The sequence below is a fragment of the Nocardia sp. NPDC047038 genome, assembly GCF_040644075.1.
GTDB lineage: Bacteria > Actinomycetota > Actinomycetes > Mycobacteriales > Mycobacteriaceae > Nocardia > Nocardia sichangensis.
On record NZ_JBEYVQ010000007.1, the window covers coordinates 65,706 to 80,305 of the forward strand.

At 69.6% G+C, this 14,600-nt stretch carries 13 protein-coding genes; 9 read left to right on the plus strand and 4 right to left on the minus strand.

From position 1 onward, the window contains the following. Positions 1-154: 154 nt before the first annotated feature. The 3 genes from ABZ824_RS23325 to ABZ824_RS23335 are packed head-to-tail and all read right to left on the minus strand — an operon-like array spanning position 155 to position 2,890. Entirely contained in the window at positions 155-1,204 is a 1,050-nt protein-coding gene (locus ABZ824_RS23325; protein WP_356965335.1) for an ABC transporter substrate-binding protein, read from the minus strand. A gap of 2 nt (positions 1,205-1,206) precedes the next feature. Then, positions 1,207-2,094, minus strand: a complete 888-nt coding sequence (locus tag ABZ824_RS23330) for an ABC transporter permease (RefSeq protein ID WP_356965336.1) — start codon at positions 2,092-2,094, stop codon at positions 1,207-1,209. Further along, positions 2,084-2,890 carry an ABC transporter ATP-binding protein gene (locus ABZ824_RS23335; protein WP_356965337.1) on the minus strand — a complete coding sequence of 269 codons (807 nt, stop codon included), beginning with the start codon at positions 2,888-2,890 and terminating at the stop codon, positions 2,084-2,086. Before ABZ824_RS23335 ends, ABZ824_RS23330 begins: the two co-directional genes overlap by 11 nt. Positions 2,891-3,045: 155 nt before the next feature. Between ABZ824_RS23335 and ABZ824_RS23340 the strand changes: the two genes are divergently transcribed. The 7 genes from ABZ824_RS23340 to ABZ824_RS23370 all read left to right on the plus strand — a co-directional run bounded on the left by ABZ824_RS23340 (position 3,046) and on the right by ABZ824_RS23370 (position 11,600). Further along, complete coding sequence (locus tag ABZ824_RS23340; RefSeq protein ID WP_356965338.1) at positions 3,046-4,728, plus strand: sensor histidine kinase; 1,683 nt, start codon at positions 3,046-3,048, stop codon at positions 4,726-4,728. Further along, on the plus strand, positions 4,710-5,381 hold the full coding sequence (locus tag ABZ824_RS23345) for a response regulator (RefSeq protein WP_356965341.1): 672 nt from the start codon (positions 4,710-4,712) through the stop codon (positions 5,379-5,381). The genes ABZ824_RS23340 and ABZ824_RS23345 overlap by 19 nt, the downstream gene beginning before the upstream one ends. Positions 5,382-5,756: 375 nt before the next feature. Then, positions 5,757-6,809 carry a Gfo/Idh/MocA family oxidoreductase gene (locus tag ABZ824_RS23350; protein WP_356965342.1) on the plus strand — a complete coding sequence of 351 codons (1,053 nt, stop codon included), beginning with the start codon at positions 5,757-5,759 and terminating at the stop codon, positions 6,807-6,809. An 85-nt stretch (positions 6,810-6,894) separates the two neighbouring features. Then, positions 6,895-7,785: a bile acid:sodium symporter family protein gene (locus ABZ824_RS23355; protein ID WP_356965343.1), complete on the plus strand. Its 891-nt coding sequence runs from the start codon at positions 6,895-6,897 to the stop codon at positions 7,783-7,785. Between the two features lie 85 nt (positions 7,786-7,870). Continuing rightward, entirely contained in the window at positions 7,871-9,583 is a 1,713-nt protein-coding gene (locus ABZ824_RS23360) for a protein kinase (protein WP_356965345.1), read from the plus strand. 152 nt (positions 9,584-9,735) lie between these two features. Continuing rightward, positions 9,736-10,530, plus strand: coding sequence for a M50 family metallopeptidase (locus ABZ824_RS23365; protein ID WP_356965346.1), 795 nt, complete (start codon positions 9,736-9,738; stop codon positions 10,528-10,530). 146 nt (positions 10,531-10,676) lie between these two features. After that, positions 10,677-11,600 carry a DUF5995 family protein gene (locus ABZ824_RS23370; protein WP_356965347.1) on the plus strand — a complete coding sequence of 308 codons (924 nt, stop codon included), beginning with the start codon at positions 10,677-10,679 and terminating at the stop codon, positions 11,598-11,600. On the opposite strand, the gene ABZ824_RS23375 is transcribed toward ABZ824_RS23370, so the two are convergent. Beyond that, positions 11,601-12,074, minus strand: a complete 474-nt coding sequence (locus ABZ824_RS23375) for a gluconokinase (RefSeq protein ID WP_356965577.1) — start codon at positions 12,072-12,074, stop codon at positions 11,601-11,603. It lies immediately after the preceding gene. Between the two features lie 356 nt (positions 12,075-12,430). Here ABZ824_RS23375 and ABZ824_RS23380 point away from each other — a divergent pair, with 356 nt between their 5' ends. Further along, on the plus strand, positions 12,431-13,594 hold the full coding sequence (locus ABZ824_RS23380) for a helix-turn-helix domain-containing protein (RefSeq protein WP_356965348.1): 1,164 nt from the start codon (positions 12,431-12,433) through the stop codon (positions 13,592-13,594). 82 nt (positions 13,595-13,676) lie between these two features. Next, complete coding sequence (locus ABZ824_RS23385; protein WP_356965349.1) at positions 13,677-14,600, plus strand: LLM class F420-dependent oxidoreductase; 924 nt, start codon at positions 13,677-13,679, stop codon at positions 14,598-14,600.

Below are 14,600 nucleotides of genomic sequence, written 5' to 3' on the forward strand. Positions count from 1 at the left end.
CCGTGACGTACTTCGGCTTATGGGAGCACCTCTCATGTCGGTTTATGGTGCGGTGTCTCCACAGTTGAGAAGCTCGGCGCGGCTGTCGGCGCACCAGCCGCCGACCGGCCGCCCGGGACGATTCCGGGCGGCCGGGCATGGTTCACCGGCGCCGCTACTGTCGCGGCGCGCGCAACGCCTCCTCCACGAACTGCGTGGTGTAGGTCTCGGACAGGTCGATCCGATCGCGCACGGGACGCACGTTCTTCGAGTATTTGCCGAGGATCTCCAGGACGTTCTGCGCGCCTTCGGGTTTCATCAACCCGTCGCCGTTGAACATGCCGATGGAATCGCGGATCGACTGGACGTAGAGGTCCTTGCCCGCGCTCGCGTACTGCGGCGGCATCTTCTCGGCGATCTCCTCGGGCGTGTGCGTCCGGATCCACTGCAGCGTCTGCACGAACGCGGCGGCGAGCTTGCGCACGATGTCCGGGTGGGCATCGATCGTCGCGCAGCTCATGTAGAGCGACGTCGCCGGATACAGCCCGCCGAGCGCGGCCCTGGTGCCCGCCTCGGTGCGCAGGTCGACGAGGACGCGCGCGTCGCCGGAGTTCACCATCTGCGCCACCGTGGGATCGGTGGTCATGCCCGCGTCGATGCCGTCGTGGTTCATGCCCGCGATGAACGTCTGCCCCGCACCCACTTTCACCCGGGTGTAATCGGCGGTGCTCATCCCGGCCTGGCCGGTGAGCGCCTGGGTGAGGAAGTCGGTCGACGAGCCGAGCGAGGTCACGCCGAGCTTCTTGCCGCGCAGATCGGCGACCGAGGTGATGTCCGCGTCCGCCTTCGACACCAGTTCGACCTCACCGGGCACGTCGGACATCTGCACCACCGAGCGGATGCATTGGTCCTTGGCCTGCAGATCGATGGTGTGGTCGTAGAACCCGACCACGCCCTGCACGTCGCCGGTGAGCAACGCCGTCTCGGCCGTGGCTCCGGACTGCTCGCCGAGCAGTTTCACGTCGATGTCGTTGCGCTCGAAGAAGCCGAGTTGCCGGGTCAGCACGGCGGGCAGGTAGATCACCTTCTCCAGCCCGCCCACCATGATGGTGATCTGCGGTCGGCCGTCGGCCGTCGGAATGGCGCGGGAGTCCCGGCATCCGGTGGCCGCCAACAGTGCCGCGATCACGACGGCGACGAGCGCGAGTTGCTTGCGATGCCTCATGGTCAGATCCCGTGGTTCGAGGTCGCCTGCGATGGCCGCCATTTCAGCAACCGGTTCTCCGCCATGCCGATCCCCCACTCGGCGATCAGCGCGGCCACGGTGACGATGATCATGCCCGCGTAGATGCCCGCCGAGTCGAAGGTGCCCTGCGCGTTGCTGATCAGCAGACCCAGGCCCTTGCTCGCGCCCGCGTACTCGCCCACCACCGCGCCGATCAGCGCGAAACCGAAGGCGGTGTGCAGGCTGGAGAGGATCCAAGTGGTCGCGCTCGGCAGCACGATCGACACCAGCACTTGCCTGCGGCTCGCGCCCAGGATACGGGCGTTGTCGATCACATTGCCGTCCACTTCCCGCGCACCGGTGAACGCGTTGAAGAACACCGCGAAGAACACCAGCACCACCACGGTCGCGACCTTCGAACTCAGGCCGAGACCGAACCAGATGATGAACAGCGACGCCAGCACGATGCGCGGAACCGCGTTGAGCGCCTTGATGAACGGCGCGAGCACCTCGGCCCAGTACCGGCTGCGGCCGAGCAGCACGCCCAGCACGACGCCGGCCACCGTGCCGATCACGAAACCGAGCACGGCCTCCTGCACGGTGGTGTAGATCTGCAGCCAGATCGAGCCGAATTGCGTCCCCTCGGTGAACCATTCGACCAACCGCGCCCAGATCAGCGACGGCTTCGAGTAGAAGAACGGATCGATCCATACCGTGGCGGTGAGCTCCCACGCGCCCAGCCACAGCGCTACCAGCGCGACGCGTAGACCCCAAGTCCGGATCCGGGCGCGCCGCGCGGCGGTGCGCACCCGGGCCAGGATCTGTGCCTCGGTCTCGTTCTCCACCGCGGGCTCGTCGACGGCGTCCTGCACCAGCACGTCATGCGACACGGGAGGCTCCCTTCGCCCGAGCGGCCTCGACCTGATCGCGCAGCGTCTCCCAGATCTCCTTGTAGATGTCGCGGAACTCGGCGGTCAGCCGCACGTCCTCGACACTGCGCGGCCGTGCCAGGCCCACCGTGAAGTCCCCGCAGACGGTGGCCGGACTCGCGGTCATCACGACCACCCGGTCGGCGAGCACGATCGCCTCCTCCAGATCGTGGGTGACGAAGACGACCGCCGCGTTGGTGCCCGCCCAGACGCGCAGCAGCTCGTCCTGCATGAGCTGCCGGGTCTGCACGTCCAGCGCGCTGAACGGCTCGTCCATCAGCAGGATCTCCGGCTCGTTGACCAGTGTCTGTGCCAGCGCCACGCGCTTGCGCATGCCGCCGGACAACTGGTGCGGGTAGTAGCTCTCGAACCCGGCCAGACCGACCTTGCGCACCCATCCGGACGCCTTCGCCCGCGCCTCGGCCTTCGACGCGCCGCGCAGGCGCGGGCCGAGCGCGACGTTGTCCAGCACGCTCTTCCACGGCAACACCGCGTCCTGCTGGAACATGTAGCCGATGCCTTCGGGGATGCCGTCGACGTCCTTGCCGCGCACCAGCGTTCGCCCGGCCGAGGCCGGTTCCAGCCCGGATACCAGCGACAACGTGGTGGACTTACCGCATCCGGTGGGGCCGACGACGGCGACGAATTCGCCGGGGCGCACCGTGAGGTTCAGATTGCGCACGGCGGTGTGGATGCCGCCGCCGGTGCCGGGGAAACGCTTGGTCGCGTTCCGCAGCTCGATGAGGGATTGCGTCATTGCTTCCTACTTCTGCGAGATCGGGTAGGGCGAACGTACGTGGCCCCGGTCACACGCCGGAGCTTGTGCGCACAACCGCCACAAACGCGGGATATGCGGGTTTTGCGCATTCTGCTCATGCGCGGCGCGCGGTGGTCTGCGCCTATGCTGCGGCCATGGCCACTGAGGGCGCGCGGGCCGTGCGGTTGCGGACCCAGGTTCTGCTGTCGCAGATCCTGGTCGTCGCGCTGACGCTCGGTGTCGCGTTCGCGGTGTTCGGCTATCTCAGTGATCAGCGGCTGCGCGACGCCTACGGTCAGCGCGCTCTTGCCGTCGCGCGCACCGTCGCCGCCGACCCGGTGGTGCGCGCCGAGGTGGCCAGGTACGCGCCGGGCGCGGTCGATCCGGGCGTGCGCCAGGAACTCGCCACCGGCCCGCTGGAGCGGCTCGCGGTGGACGCGACCCAGCGCAACAACGCCCTGTTCGTGGTGATCACCGATGACGCGGGCATCCGCCTGGCGCATCCGGACGCCGCACGGCTCGCCGAGCATGTCAGCACCGATCCATCCGAGGCGCTCGCGGGCCGCGAGTCGATCACCGAGGAACGCGGCACGCTCGGCGACTCGGTGCGCGCGAAGGTCCCCGTCACGGCGCCCGGCTCCGATCGTGTGGTCGGCGCGGTCAGCGTCGGCATCGCCACCGACGCGGTGCACGAGCAACTGCTCGGCGACCTGCGCACAGCGGGCGGCCTGGTCGCGGTGGCGCTCGCGGTCGGCATCGCCGGATCGATCCTGCTCGCCCGCCGCTGGCGCGGGCTGACGCTCGGGCTGGAACCCGACGAGCTGGCCGAACTGGTCCGGGGGCAGGCCGCGGTGCTGCACGGCATCGGCGGCGGCGTGCTCGCCGTCGACGCGTCGTGGCGCACGACCTTCGTCAGCGACGAGGCGGCCAGGCTGCTCGGCATCGCGCCGGACATCGGGCGCCCGGTCGACGAGATCGGGCTCACCCCGCGAGTGCTGGAGGTGTTCCGCGACCTCGATCGGCAACCCGCCTCGGCGACGGTCGGTGCGAACGTCGTCATCGTCTCGGCGCGGCGAGTCAGCCGGGACGGCCGTGATCTCGGCGCGGTGCTCACCGTGCGCGACCGCACCGACGTGGAATCGCTGACCAGGCAGCTGGACGCGGTGCAGTCGATGAGCACGGTGCTGCGCGCGCAGCGCCACGAGTTCTCCAACAAGATGCACCTGGTCAGCGGGCTGCTGCACAGCGGGCATGTCGAGGAGGCCGCGCGGTCGGTCGACGAGCTGATCGGGGCGGGTCCGCTCGGTCCGGCGACGCCGGGCATCGATGCCATCCACGACACGTATCTACAGGCCTTCCTGGCCGCCAAGGCCGCGCACGCCAGGGAGAACGGGGTGGAACTCGTGCTCGGGCCCAACACCTGGGTCGAGGGTGATCTCGCCGATCCGGTGGACGTGACCACCGTGCTCGGCAATCTGCTGGACAACGCCATGGAGGCCGTGCGCGCTCGGGAGCGGCCGGTGCGGCAGGTGGAAGTGGAACTGGTGCAAGAGGATTCGACGCTGCACATCACCGTCGCCGACAGCGGCGACGGTGTCGCGCCCGACCTGGTGGACACGCTGTTCACCGAAGGGATCTCGACCCGCGACGACCTCGGCGTCCCCGGTGGGCGCGGGGTGGGCCTCGCCCTGATCCGCCAGATCGTCCGCGCCCACGGCGGCGACGTGCGCCTGTCGAGTCCCGGCGGCGGCGAGCCGCCACTGACCGGCGCGGAGTTCATCGCACGCATCCCCGGGGTGCTCGCGCAGAGCGAGGTGTCATGGCCCCGCCGTCCCTGACCGTCCTGATCGTCGACGACGACTTCCGGGTGGCGAATCTGCACGCCGGGATCGTGCAGGCAATCCCGGGTTTCACGGTGGCGGGCACCGCCAATACCCTCGCCGCCGCGCGGGAACTCGTCGCGGCGCGGCCGATCGACCTGGCGCTGGTGGACGTCTACCTGCCCGACGGATCCGGTATCGATTTCGTCCGCGAGCTGCACTGCGACGCCATGGTGCTCACCGCGTCGACCGAGAGCGAGTCGGTGCGCGCCGCCGTCGCGGCAGGTGCGGTGTCCTACCTCGTCAAGCCCTTCCCGCATACCGAACTCGCCGCCCGGCTCGCCGCCTACGCCCGCTACCGGCGCATTCTCGCCGTGCCACAGGTCGACAACGCCCGGGTCGCCGCGGCGCTGCACGCGCTGCGTCCTTCGGTCACCGCGAGCCCGGCGGCGACCGTGGCCTCCCCCACCAAAGACGCTGTCCTGCAAGCAATTATCAATGCGGGCACGCCCCTGTCCGCAGGAGAGGTAGCGAGCGCCATCGGCATCTCCAGGGCCACCGCCCAGCGCTATCTCGCCGCACTCGTCGCCGGCGGCGCGGTGCGCATGAGCCTGCGCTACGGCAGCACCGGGCGGCCCGAACAGGAGTACTCCGCCGCGCCGCCGCACTGAGCCGACCGCGCTGGGCGGGAAGAACCGGCCCGCGCGCGGCCGGTCCGGCGGGTCGTCCCGGACAGCCCGGAACCTCGCGCGGTGTCCACCGGCCACCATCGCCGCACGCGCCAGAACGTCGCAGGTCGACAGCCGGACCATCGGCGGCCGACATCCGCTCGACCGGCGCACGACGCGGCACCTACACAGCCGGGCCGATGCGTCTCCGTCTGCCGGACATACGATCCGATCGTCACCGGACCACCGGTTGCGGCAGCACAAGAGCGAACGGTGCGATCCACTTCGGTGGCGCGCCGCTCGAGGTGGCGCTCCTCGGCCGACCAGCGCCTACGTGGTGCAGCCTGATGCGGTCTTCAGCGGCGGTAGCGTCGGGGTATGAGCATCATCGAGGTCGCCGTTGTCGGCTACGGCCTGGCCGGGTCGGTTTTTCACGCTCCGCTGATCGCCGCGCAACCGCGGATGCGGGTCGCTGCCGTGGTGACCTCCTCGGAGGAGCGTGCCGAGCGGGCGCGCGCCGAACACCCCGGTGTGCGTGTGGTGCCGCACGCAGAGGAGTTGTTCGCCACGCCGGACGGCATCGATCTGGCTGTGATCGCGACACCGAACCACACGCACGCGCCGCTGGCCGGGCGGGCGCTGGAGGCCGGGCTGCCCGTCGTGGTCGACAAGCCGTTCGCGGTCGCGGTGGACGACGCCGAAGATCTGGTCCGGCGCGCGGAGCGGTCCGGCCTCGCGTTGTCGGTCTTCCAGAACCGGCGCTGGGACGGCGACTTCCGGACGGTGCGTGAACTCGTCGAGACCGGAAGACTGGGCCGGGTGTGGCGTTTCGAGTCCCGGTTCGAACGGTGGCGTCCGGTGCCGAAGGGCGGCTGGCGGGAGGTCGGCACGGACGAGGAGGGCGCGGGCATCCTGCTCGACCTCGGCAGCCACTTGGTGGACCAAGCCGTGACCCTGTTCGGCCCGGTGGCTTCGGTGTACTGCGAGCTGGACCGGCGGCGGGAAGGGATCACCACCGACGACGACGCGTTCGTCGCGCTCACCCACACCGGCGGTGTCCGCTCCCACCTCTGGATGAGCGCCGTCGCCGCGCAACTCGGCCCGCGTTTCCGGGTGCTCGGATCGGAAGCCGGGTATGTGACCTACGGGCTGGACCCGCAGGAGGAAGCACTCCGATCCGGTCGCCGCCCGGGAAACGATTCCCCTTGGGGCACAGTCGATGCCGAGCGCTGGGGCGTGCTGGGCGCGGAACCGGACTTCGCCCCTGTGCCGACCGCACCCGGCGCATACCCCGATTTCTACTCCGCCATGGCCGCCGCGCTGCTCGACGGCGCTCCGGTGCCCGTCGACCCGCGCGACGCCGTCACCACCCTGCGCCTGCTGACGAAAGCACGCGAGTCGGCGGCGCTGGGTGTGACCGTCACCGCTTGATCGGGGCTGGCCACCTTCGCCGCGACTCGATAACGTCGGTCCCCGGGATCGGCCGGTCCGGGCCGCCCTGTGAGAGGAGACCCGAATGGGTACAACGGTTTTCGCCGTGCTGCTGCCGTTGGCGCTGGCCTTGGTGATGTTCGGGCTCGGATTGACCTTGACGACCGACGATTTCGCGCGCGTGCTGCGGTATCCGAAAGCGGCGGTGATCGCGCTGGCGTGCCAGATGGTCCTGCTGCCCGCGGTGTGCCTCGGCCTGATCCGCCTGTTCGGACTGGAAGGCGCGCTCGCGGCGGGCATGCTGCTGCTCGCGGCGTCGCCGGGCGGAGCGTCGGCCAACCTGTTCAGTCACGTCGCCGGGGGGAACGTGGCGCTGAACATCACACTCACCGCGATCAATTCGGTGCTCGCGGTATTCACCCTGCCCGTGGTGGTGGCGCTGTCCTACGCCTTGTTCCTGGACGGCGAGGGTTCGGTCGGACTGCGGCCGGACAAATTCGCGCAGGTCTTCGCCATCGTGCTGGTGCCGGTCGCGATCGGCATGGTGGTGCACCGGCGGTTCCCGGAATGGTCGCGGCGGATGCGCGGTGCGGTCAAGCTCCTGTCCGTCGTGGTCCTCGCGCTGGTGATCGCGGCCGGAGTGGGCTCGAATCTGGACATCCTGACCGAGCACATCGGAGAGCTGTCCGCGATCTGCCTGACCTTCGCCGTGATCAGTCTGGCCGTGGGCTATTTCCTGCCCCGGCTGTTGCGGGTGGAAGCCGATCAGGCGATCGCCTCGGCCATGGAGATCGGCGTGCACAACGCGGCGCTCGCGATCGCCGTCGCCGCTTCGGTATTGGACAACGACACGATGGCCGTTCCGGGCGCGGTGTACGGGGTTCTGATGAACATCCCGGCGGCGATCGCCGCGTATCTGCTGGCCAGGCGGGCGCGGCGAGAGCAGCCCGCGCCCGCGCCGAGCATGGCGGGTTAGCCCGGGCAGTTCGCCGCGCGGACATGGGCGGCCCCGGTGGGTAGCCTCTCGGAGGGTCGACGCCACGAAGGGAGCCAGCTGCGCGATGCAACCGCTCGGCACGAACGATCCGGCCCGGATCGGGGACTATCGCCTGCTCGGCGTCCTCGGTGCGGGTGGCATGGGCCGGGTCTACCTCGGCCGGAACCCGGGTGGGCGCACCGTCGCGGTCAAAGTCATCCGCCCGGACATGATCGACGCCGAATTCCGGCAGCGCTTCCGGCGCGAGGTGGCCGCCGCGCGCCGGGTCGGCGGAGGGTTCACCGCGCCGGTGCTCGACGCGGACGTCGACGCCGATCCCCCGTGGCTGGCCACCGGTTACGTGGCGGGATTCTCGCTGGCCGACGCGGTCGACCGGTACGGACCGTTCACCGAGAACGCGCTGCTCGTGCTGGCGCACGGGCTGATCGAGGCAGTGACCGCCGTCCACCGGGCCGGTGTGGTGCACCGCGACCTCAAACCGTCCAACGTTCTGCTGGCCCTCGACGGTCCCAAGGTGATCGATTTCGGCATCGCCCGCGCCGTCGACGACAGCAAGCTCACCACGACCGGAAAAGTCATCGGCTCACCGGGATTCATGTGCCCGGAGCAGGTGACCGGCGATCCGGTCGGCCCACCCGCGGACGTCTTCGCGCTGGGCGGCGTCCTGGTGTTCGCGGCGACCGGCCATGGACCGTTCGGCGTCGGCGAGACGGTGCAGATGCTGTGGCGGGTGGTGTACGAGCAGCCGCAGCTGGATGACGTGCCGGAGCGGCTGCGCCCACTGGTGGCCGCCTGCCTGACCAAGGACGCCGCGGCTCGCCCGACTCCGGACGAGCTGTTCGCCCAGCTCACCGCACTGGGCATCCCCGACCGCGGCGGCTGGCTGCCCGCGCCGGTGCTCGAGGAGGTCGGCCGCCGCGCGGTCGAGCTATTGGACCTGGACTCCGGCGCATTCGACCGCAGCCAGTTCTCCGCGCCCACTGATAGGGCGCGTACGGCCGACACCGTGGTCCGCCCCGCGCCACCTACCTATCCGCGGTACGCGCAGGGCGATCCCGGACGGTCGGCACACAGACCGACGCACTATCCCGGCTCGCCGCAGGCGGCCGCCACGTCCATGGGGCAACGGATTCAACCACCCGCGCAATACGATTCGCCCGGTGGTCCGGTCACCACCCCGGCACCTCGCGCACACAGTCCGAACCGCGCCCTGCTGGTCGCGGGAGCCCTCGTCGTCGGCATCGCGGTCGCCGTGGCGGCGTTCGTGGTCGGCGCGCAACTACGGCGCGATACCGCGAACTCGATCGCGCAGACCGCGACGCCGACCGACAGTGATTCTCCGACGTCCACCACCCGAGCCGGCGGCGACGCTCCGACGGCTACCGCCACGCAAGCCGGTGACGGGACGCCGACCAGCGCAGGCCCGTCTGGCACGAGCGTTCCGAACGCACTTGTCGGCGAATGGCAGGGTGTCGCGCGGGACATTCTGGGCAGCTACGACATCGTCGTGCGGATCAATCCTGGGAACGTCGGCGAGCAGGTCGGAGAATCGACCAATACCGGCAGATTCGCGCATCTGCAATGCGGCCGGTCCGAAACGCTCACGTCCGCAACGGCCAACGGTGTGGTGCTGACCGCCAGACTCACCAAGGATCCCGGCGGCTGCAACGATGACGGCGCGACGTCCCGGTTGGAGTTGCGACCTGACGGGACGCTCTCGTACCGAACCCAGGGTGTGGCAGGGGATATGACCGGCACCCTCAATCGCACCGGCTGAACGGCGCGGGCGACGGATTCAGGGGCGACGAGCGGCGCACCGGCCCTCCACGACAGGACGCGGCGAGGCGAGCCGCACGCGTTCGGCTCCGACGTCCCAGCGTCGAACCCATGCCCCGAGCGCGGTCGTCCGCGGGCGGTTAAGGTGCGGCGGTGGAAAGAGCGGAATTCTTCGAGCGCGGCGCTTCCATCGCCGATCGTCTGACGACGACGCAAGCGCAGCCGCCGTGGTGGCTGGTGGTGGCGGCCGCGGTGGCGGCGCTCGTGCTGGTGGGTTACACCCCGATCTGGCGGTTGACCCGCAATATCGTCACCATCGCGCACGAAGGCGGGCACGCCCTGGTCGCCCTGCTGACCGGCCGCAAGCTCAACAGCATCCGACTGCATTCCGACACTTCGGGGCTCACCGTGTCGAGCGGGAAACCCTACGGCCTCGGGATGATCCTCACCACCATGGCCGGTTACCCCGCACCGCCGCTGCTCGGTCTCGGATTCGCCGCGCTGCTGGGCGCGAGCCGGATCACGCTGATGCTCTGGACCGCCATCGTTCTGCTCGCCGCGCTGCTGATCAAGATCAGGAACGTCTACGGCGCCATCACCGTGCTCGGCCTGGGCGCGGTGGTCTTCGTGGTCTCCTGGTTCGGCACCGACACGCTGCAAGCGGGGTTCGCCTACCTGGGGGCCTGGTTCCTGCTGTTCGCCGGGGCACGGCCGGTGCTGGAGCTGCAACGAAGCCGCTCCCGGCAGCAACGTGCCCGCTATCACGAGGTCGACTCGGACGCCGATCAACTCGCCCGGCTCACCCGGCTGCCCGGCCTGCTGTGGGTTTTCGTGTTCGGCGCGATCGCCGTGGGTGCGTTGTCGCTCGGCGCGTGGCTGCTCGTCTCCGCCATCGCCGAAGTCTGCCTGCCGGGCGCGCCCTCCGGGTCCTGCTTCGCCGCTCCCTGATCGCCGCGCTGCGTGGTCCGGTCGGCTCGGTTAGGCTTCGAACTCGCCCTGTGCCAATGCCTTACCTACGGCGATGGCGCATCGCCGATGCGCACCCGCTTCGGCCGTCCGACGCAAGTTCGCGATTCACGACCTCCGGAGCCAGCATGGCGAACCTTCTCGCGCGCACACCGATCAGCACTGCGCGACAACGATTTCCGATACTGGCCATGGCCGTCACCGCGCTGCTCGCCACGATTGCGCTCCATCCGGCCACAGGCCTCGCCGCAACGGCCGACACCGCCTGCGGCACACCGTTGACACCAGAGGAGACAGCCGCGATCGCGCGGCTGTCCGATACCGAGGCACCGGCTGGTTCCTCGTTGTGGCAGCTGGAGCAGGCCATCGACCGCCACCGGCAGATCACCGAAATCCTGGTCCGCCACCGCGACCTGCGCGGTGTGTTCGCCTTGGGGCTCGACGCGGTCGAGCAGGCCGCCGTCCTGCCGCTCCAGCGCGATCCCGCGTCGTTCGACGACCCCGAATGGGCGCACCGGATCAGTCTCGAGCTGCTGTCGCGTTTCCTGCGCGCGTTGCACGCGGAATTCACCGGCGCACCCGCCGAACCGCACTGGGCGCACTACTTCGAGCTGACCCGTCGCTGCGAGTTGCCCCCGGCCCGAGTGGCGATGGCCGGTTACGACGCGCATCTGACCGTCGACCTGTCCTATTCCGTCGCGGCGGTCGGCGGCACCGCCGCCAACGCGCGCGACTATTTCCGCATCGTCGACTCGATCGCCCAGCAGGGCGCGCTGATCGTCGACGAGACCAAGGCGTTCTACGGCGGTGACCTGGGACCGCTGTGGCGCTTCTACTTCGTCGGGGAGGGCTTGGACGCGGTGCTCGGCCGAGGCGTGGCGACCGGTCCGTTGCTCCGGCTGGCCGACGCGGGCGCCAACGTCGTCATCTTCGCGAACGGGATCGCCTTGCAGGACCCGGCGGCGGCACCCGCCGTCACCGCCGAGATCGACGCTTTGTGGCGCGGGCTCGATCTCGGTTTCGATCTCCTGTCCGGCCTAGGCGGCCTCTGACTACCTCTTCAGCGCCGCCACGGCGTCCCGGATCACATCCTCGGGCGGTCGTGTCGCGTCGAGGGTGTCGCCGCGCTCGTCGGCCGCGAGAGGCTCCAGCGTGGCCAGCTGGGAATCCAGCAGGCTCGGTGGCATGAAGTGCCCACCGCGGCCCGCCATACGGCGCTCGAGTTCCTGCCGTGGCACGTCCAGATGCAGGAAGAACGCGTGGGGGGCCGAGACGCGAAGCCGGTCGCGATAGATCCGTTTCAGCGCGGAACACGTGACGACGGCTCCCTTCCCTGATCGCCCGGCCATCCAGGCGGCCAAGGCATCGAGCCAGGGTGCGCGGTCGGCATCGTCCAGCGGCGTCCCCGCCGCCATTTTCGCGACGTTCGCGGGCGGGTGGAAATCGTCGCCGTCGGCGTACTCGACCCCCAATATGTCGGCCAAGCGGGTACCGACCGTCGTCTTTCCCGAACCCGACACCCCCATCACGATAATCATCGGCACATCGCGCACTCGAACCTTCTTCCCTGATGGTGACGGATCTTCGTGCGGCATTGTCATCCGCAACAACGTAGCGGCTGCTTGCTTCGTCGGCCCGTGCAGTGACGATTCGCGCCGCCGCCGATACATTTCAAGGACCGAGACTGTGCGATGTCACGAACTTCCGTGAATTCGAATTCTGCTTCGTATCACGCCATTTCGTGAAAACGTGCGGACGACTGGATGGGAAGTACCGAATGTTTGCGACGACGCAAGGCACCGGCCTGGTCCGACATCCGAACCGCGACCGCGCGCTCGACCCACGGATGGTCGGCGGCGGAGGCGGTCGCTGAGGGACCGGCATGCCACCCACACGCGGCACCGCCGAGCCCGTCCCGGCCACCGAACACATCGTGCGACACCTGCTCGGCATCATTCCCCGCCGGCACGTCGAACAAGGGAATCTGCTGCGGGAGGAGATCCGCGCCACCGTCGCCCACTGCCTCGACCTGGTCACTTCCCTCGCCCCCGCGCAACCGGCCCGCACGGTCGGCATCTTCGCGGCCGCCACCCGGTGGGCGGGCGTCGGGGTGCGCATGGACACCGTCCAGCATCTGGTCCACGAAGGTTTCCGCCTGTATCTCGACGAGTACCTGCGTGATTCGAACACACTGCGGCACAACGACATACGTAAGCTCTTCGACGCCCTCCACGCGGTCACCACGACCGTCTCGCTCGCCTACCTGTCCGTCGCCCCCGCCGACGAGCAGACCGCTCCGCACGCCGTCGCCGCCGCACTGCTGCGCGGGCACCACCCTGCGAAGGTCTACCGGGAGTACGGCATTCCGGTCGCCGACCGCTACACCGTGCTCGCCGTGGCGGTCGACCGGCCCACCGAGGAGAATCCCGGCCGCCCCGCGGAAGGGCACAGCATCCGGCAACGCATGCAACTCTGCCTCGCGGTGCACTGCGGCAGGCACGTGCCCAGCCTGCTCAGCGCGATCGGCGGAACGATCCTGGTACCGGCGGCGCCGGTCGCCGCGGACCGCCTCACCGACTTGGTCGCCGCGCTGGCCGCGGTGGTGCCCGCGCCGCTCACCGCCGCCGCCATCGCCGCCGAGGCCGAGCAGATTCCCGGCGCCGCCGACCAGGCGCACGAACTGCTCGACATGGTTCGTCGCCTGCAGAGCCCACCCGGCCTGTACCGCTTCGAGGATCTGGCCCTCGAATACCAGCTCACCCGGCCGGGCCCGGGACGCGACCGGCTGGCCGCCCTGCTCGATCCGCTGGAGAGGCATCCGGAGTTGGTCGAAACCCTGCGCGAACACATCCGCAACGACTTCAACCGCAGGCGCACCTCCCGGACGATGTATCTGCACCCGAACACCGTCGACCATCGGCTCAAGCGCATCGGCCGCCTCACCGGCTTGGACACCGCCGTTCCGCACGCGCTCTACCGATTGCGCGCCGCGCTCATCGCCCGGACCTACACGCAACCGCCGGGGCCCGAACGGTCCGCGCGATGATCTCTCAGCGACCGCATCACCGGGCCGACCGCGCCGCGAACGCCCCGATTCGGATTCCGGCCGACCGACTAGGGTCATCGACATGGAACTACGCATCTTCACCGAGCCGCAGCAGGGTGCGAGCTACGACACCCTGCTCACCGTCGCCAAGGCCACCGAGGACCTGGGCTTCGACGCGTTCTTCCGCTCCGACCACTACCTGAGCATGGGCGGCGCCGACGGGCTGCCCGGCCCCACCGACGCCTGGATCACGCTTGCCGGTCTGGCCAGGGAGACCAAGCGGATCCGGCTGGGCACCCTGGTCACCGCCGCCACCTTCCGGCTGCCTGGCCCGCTGGCGATCCAAGTGGCGCAGGTGGACCAAATGTCCGGCGGCCGAGTCGAATTCGGTTTGGGCAGCGGCTGGTTCGCCGAGGAGCACGCCGCGTACGGCATCCCGTTCCCCGCCGACAAGTTCGCCCGGCTGGAAGAACAGCTGGCTATCATCACCGGGCTCTGGGCGACCAAACCCGGCGACACCTTCAGCTATGACGGAAAGCACTTCCAGCTCACCGACTCCCCCGCCCTGCCCAAGCCGGCGCAGGACCCGATCCCGGTGGTGATCGGCGGGCAAGGCGCCACCCGCACCCCGCGGCTGGCCGCGCAATACGCCTCCGAGTTCAACATGCCGTTCTCCTCCATCGAGGACAGCACGCGGCAGTTCGACCGGGTGCGCGCCGCCGCCGAGGCATACGGCCGCGCCGCCGACGACCTGGTCTACTCCAACGCGCTGGTGGCATGCGTGGGCGCGAACGACGCCGAAGTGGCGCGCCGGGCCGAGGCGATCGGCCGCGAGGTGGACGAGCTGAAGACCAACGGCTTGGCCGGCTCACCCGCCGAGGTGGTGGACAAGATCGGCCGGTACGCCGAGATCGGCACCAGCCGCATCTACTTGCAGGTACTGGACCTGAGCGATCTCGAGCACCTCGAGCTGATCTCCGCGCAGGTGCAGTCGCAGTTGTCGTAG

Coding starts and splice junctions, on each gene's coding strand:
- ABZ824_RS23370 (WP_356965347.1), top strand. CDS start 10,677: ATGGCGAACCTTCTCGCGCGCACACCGATCAGCACTGCGCGACAACGA.
- ABZ824_RS23355 (WP_356965343.1), top strand. CDS start 6,895: ATGGGTACAACGGTTTTCGCCGTGCTGCTGCCGTTGGCGCTGGCCTTG.
- ABZ824_RS23345 (WP_356965341.1), top strand. CDS start 4,710: ATGGCCCCGCCGTCCCTGACCGTCCTGATCGTCGACGACGACTTCCGG.
- ABZ824_RS23340 (WP_356965338.1), top strand. CDS start 3,046: ATGGCCACTGAGGGCGCGCGGGCCGTGCGGTTGCGGACCCAGGTTCTG.
- ABZ824_RS23360 (WP_356965345.1), top strand. CDS start 7,871: ATGCAACCGCTCGGCACGAACGATCCGGCCCGGATCGGGGACTATCGC.
- ABZ824_RS23385 (WP_356965349.1), top strand. CDS start 13,677: ATGGAACTACGCATCTTCACCGAGCCGCAGCAGGGTGCGAGCTACGAC.
- ABZ824_RS23350 (WP_356965342.1), top strand. CDS start 5,757: ATGAGCATCATCGAGGTCGCCGTTGTCGGCTACGGCCTGGCCGGGTCG.
- ABZ824_RS23325 (WP_356965335.1), bottom strand. CDS start 1,204: ATGAGGCATCGCAAGCAACTCGCGCTCGTCGCCGTCGTGATCGCGGCA.
- ABZ824_RS23380 (WP_356965348.1), top strand. CDS start 12,431: ATGCCACCCACACGCGGCACCGCCGAGCCCGTCCCGGCCACCGAACAC.
- ABZ824_RS23335 (WP_356965337.1), bottom strand. CDS start 2,890: ATGACGCAATCCCTCATCGAGCTGCGGAACGCGACCAAGCGTTTCCCC.
- ABZ824_RS23375 (WP_356965577.1), bottom strand. CDS start 12,074: ATGGGGGTGTCGGGTTCGGGAAAGACGACGGTCGGTACCCGCTTGGCC.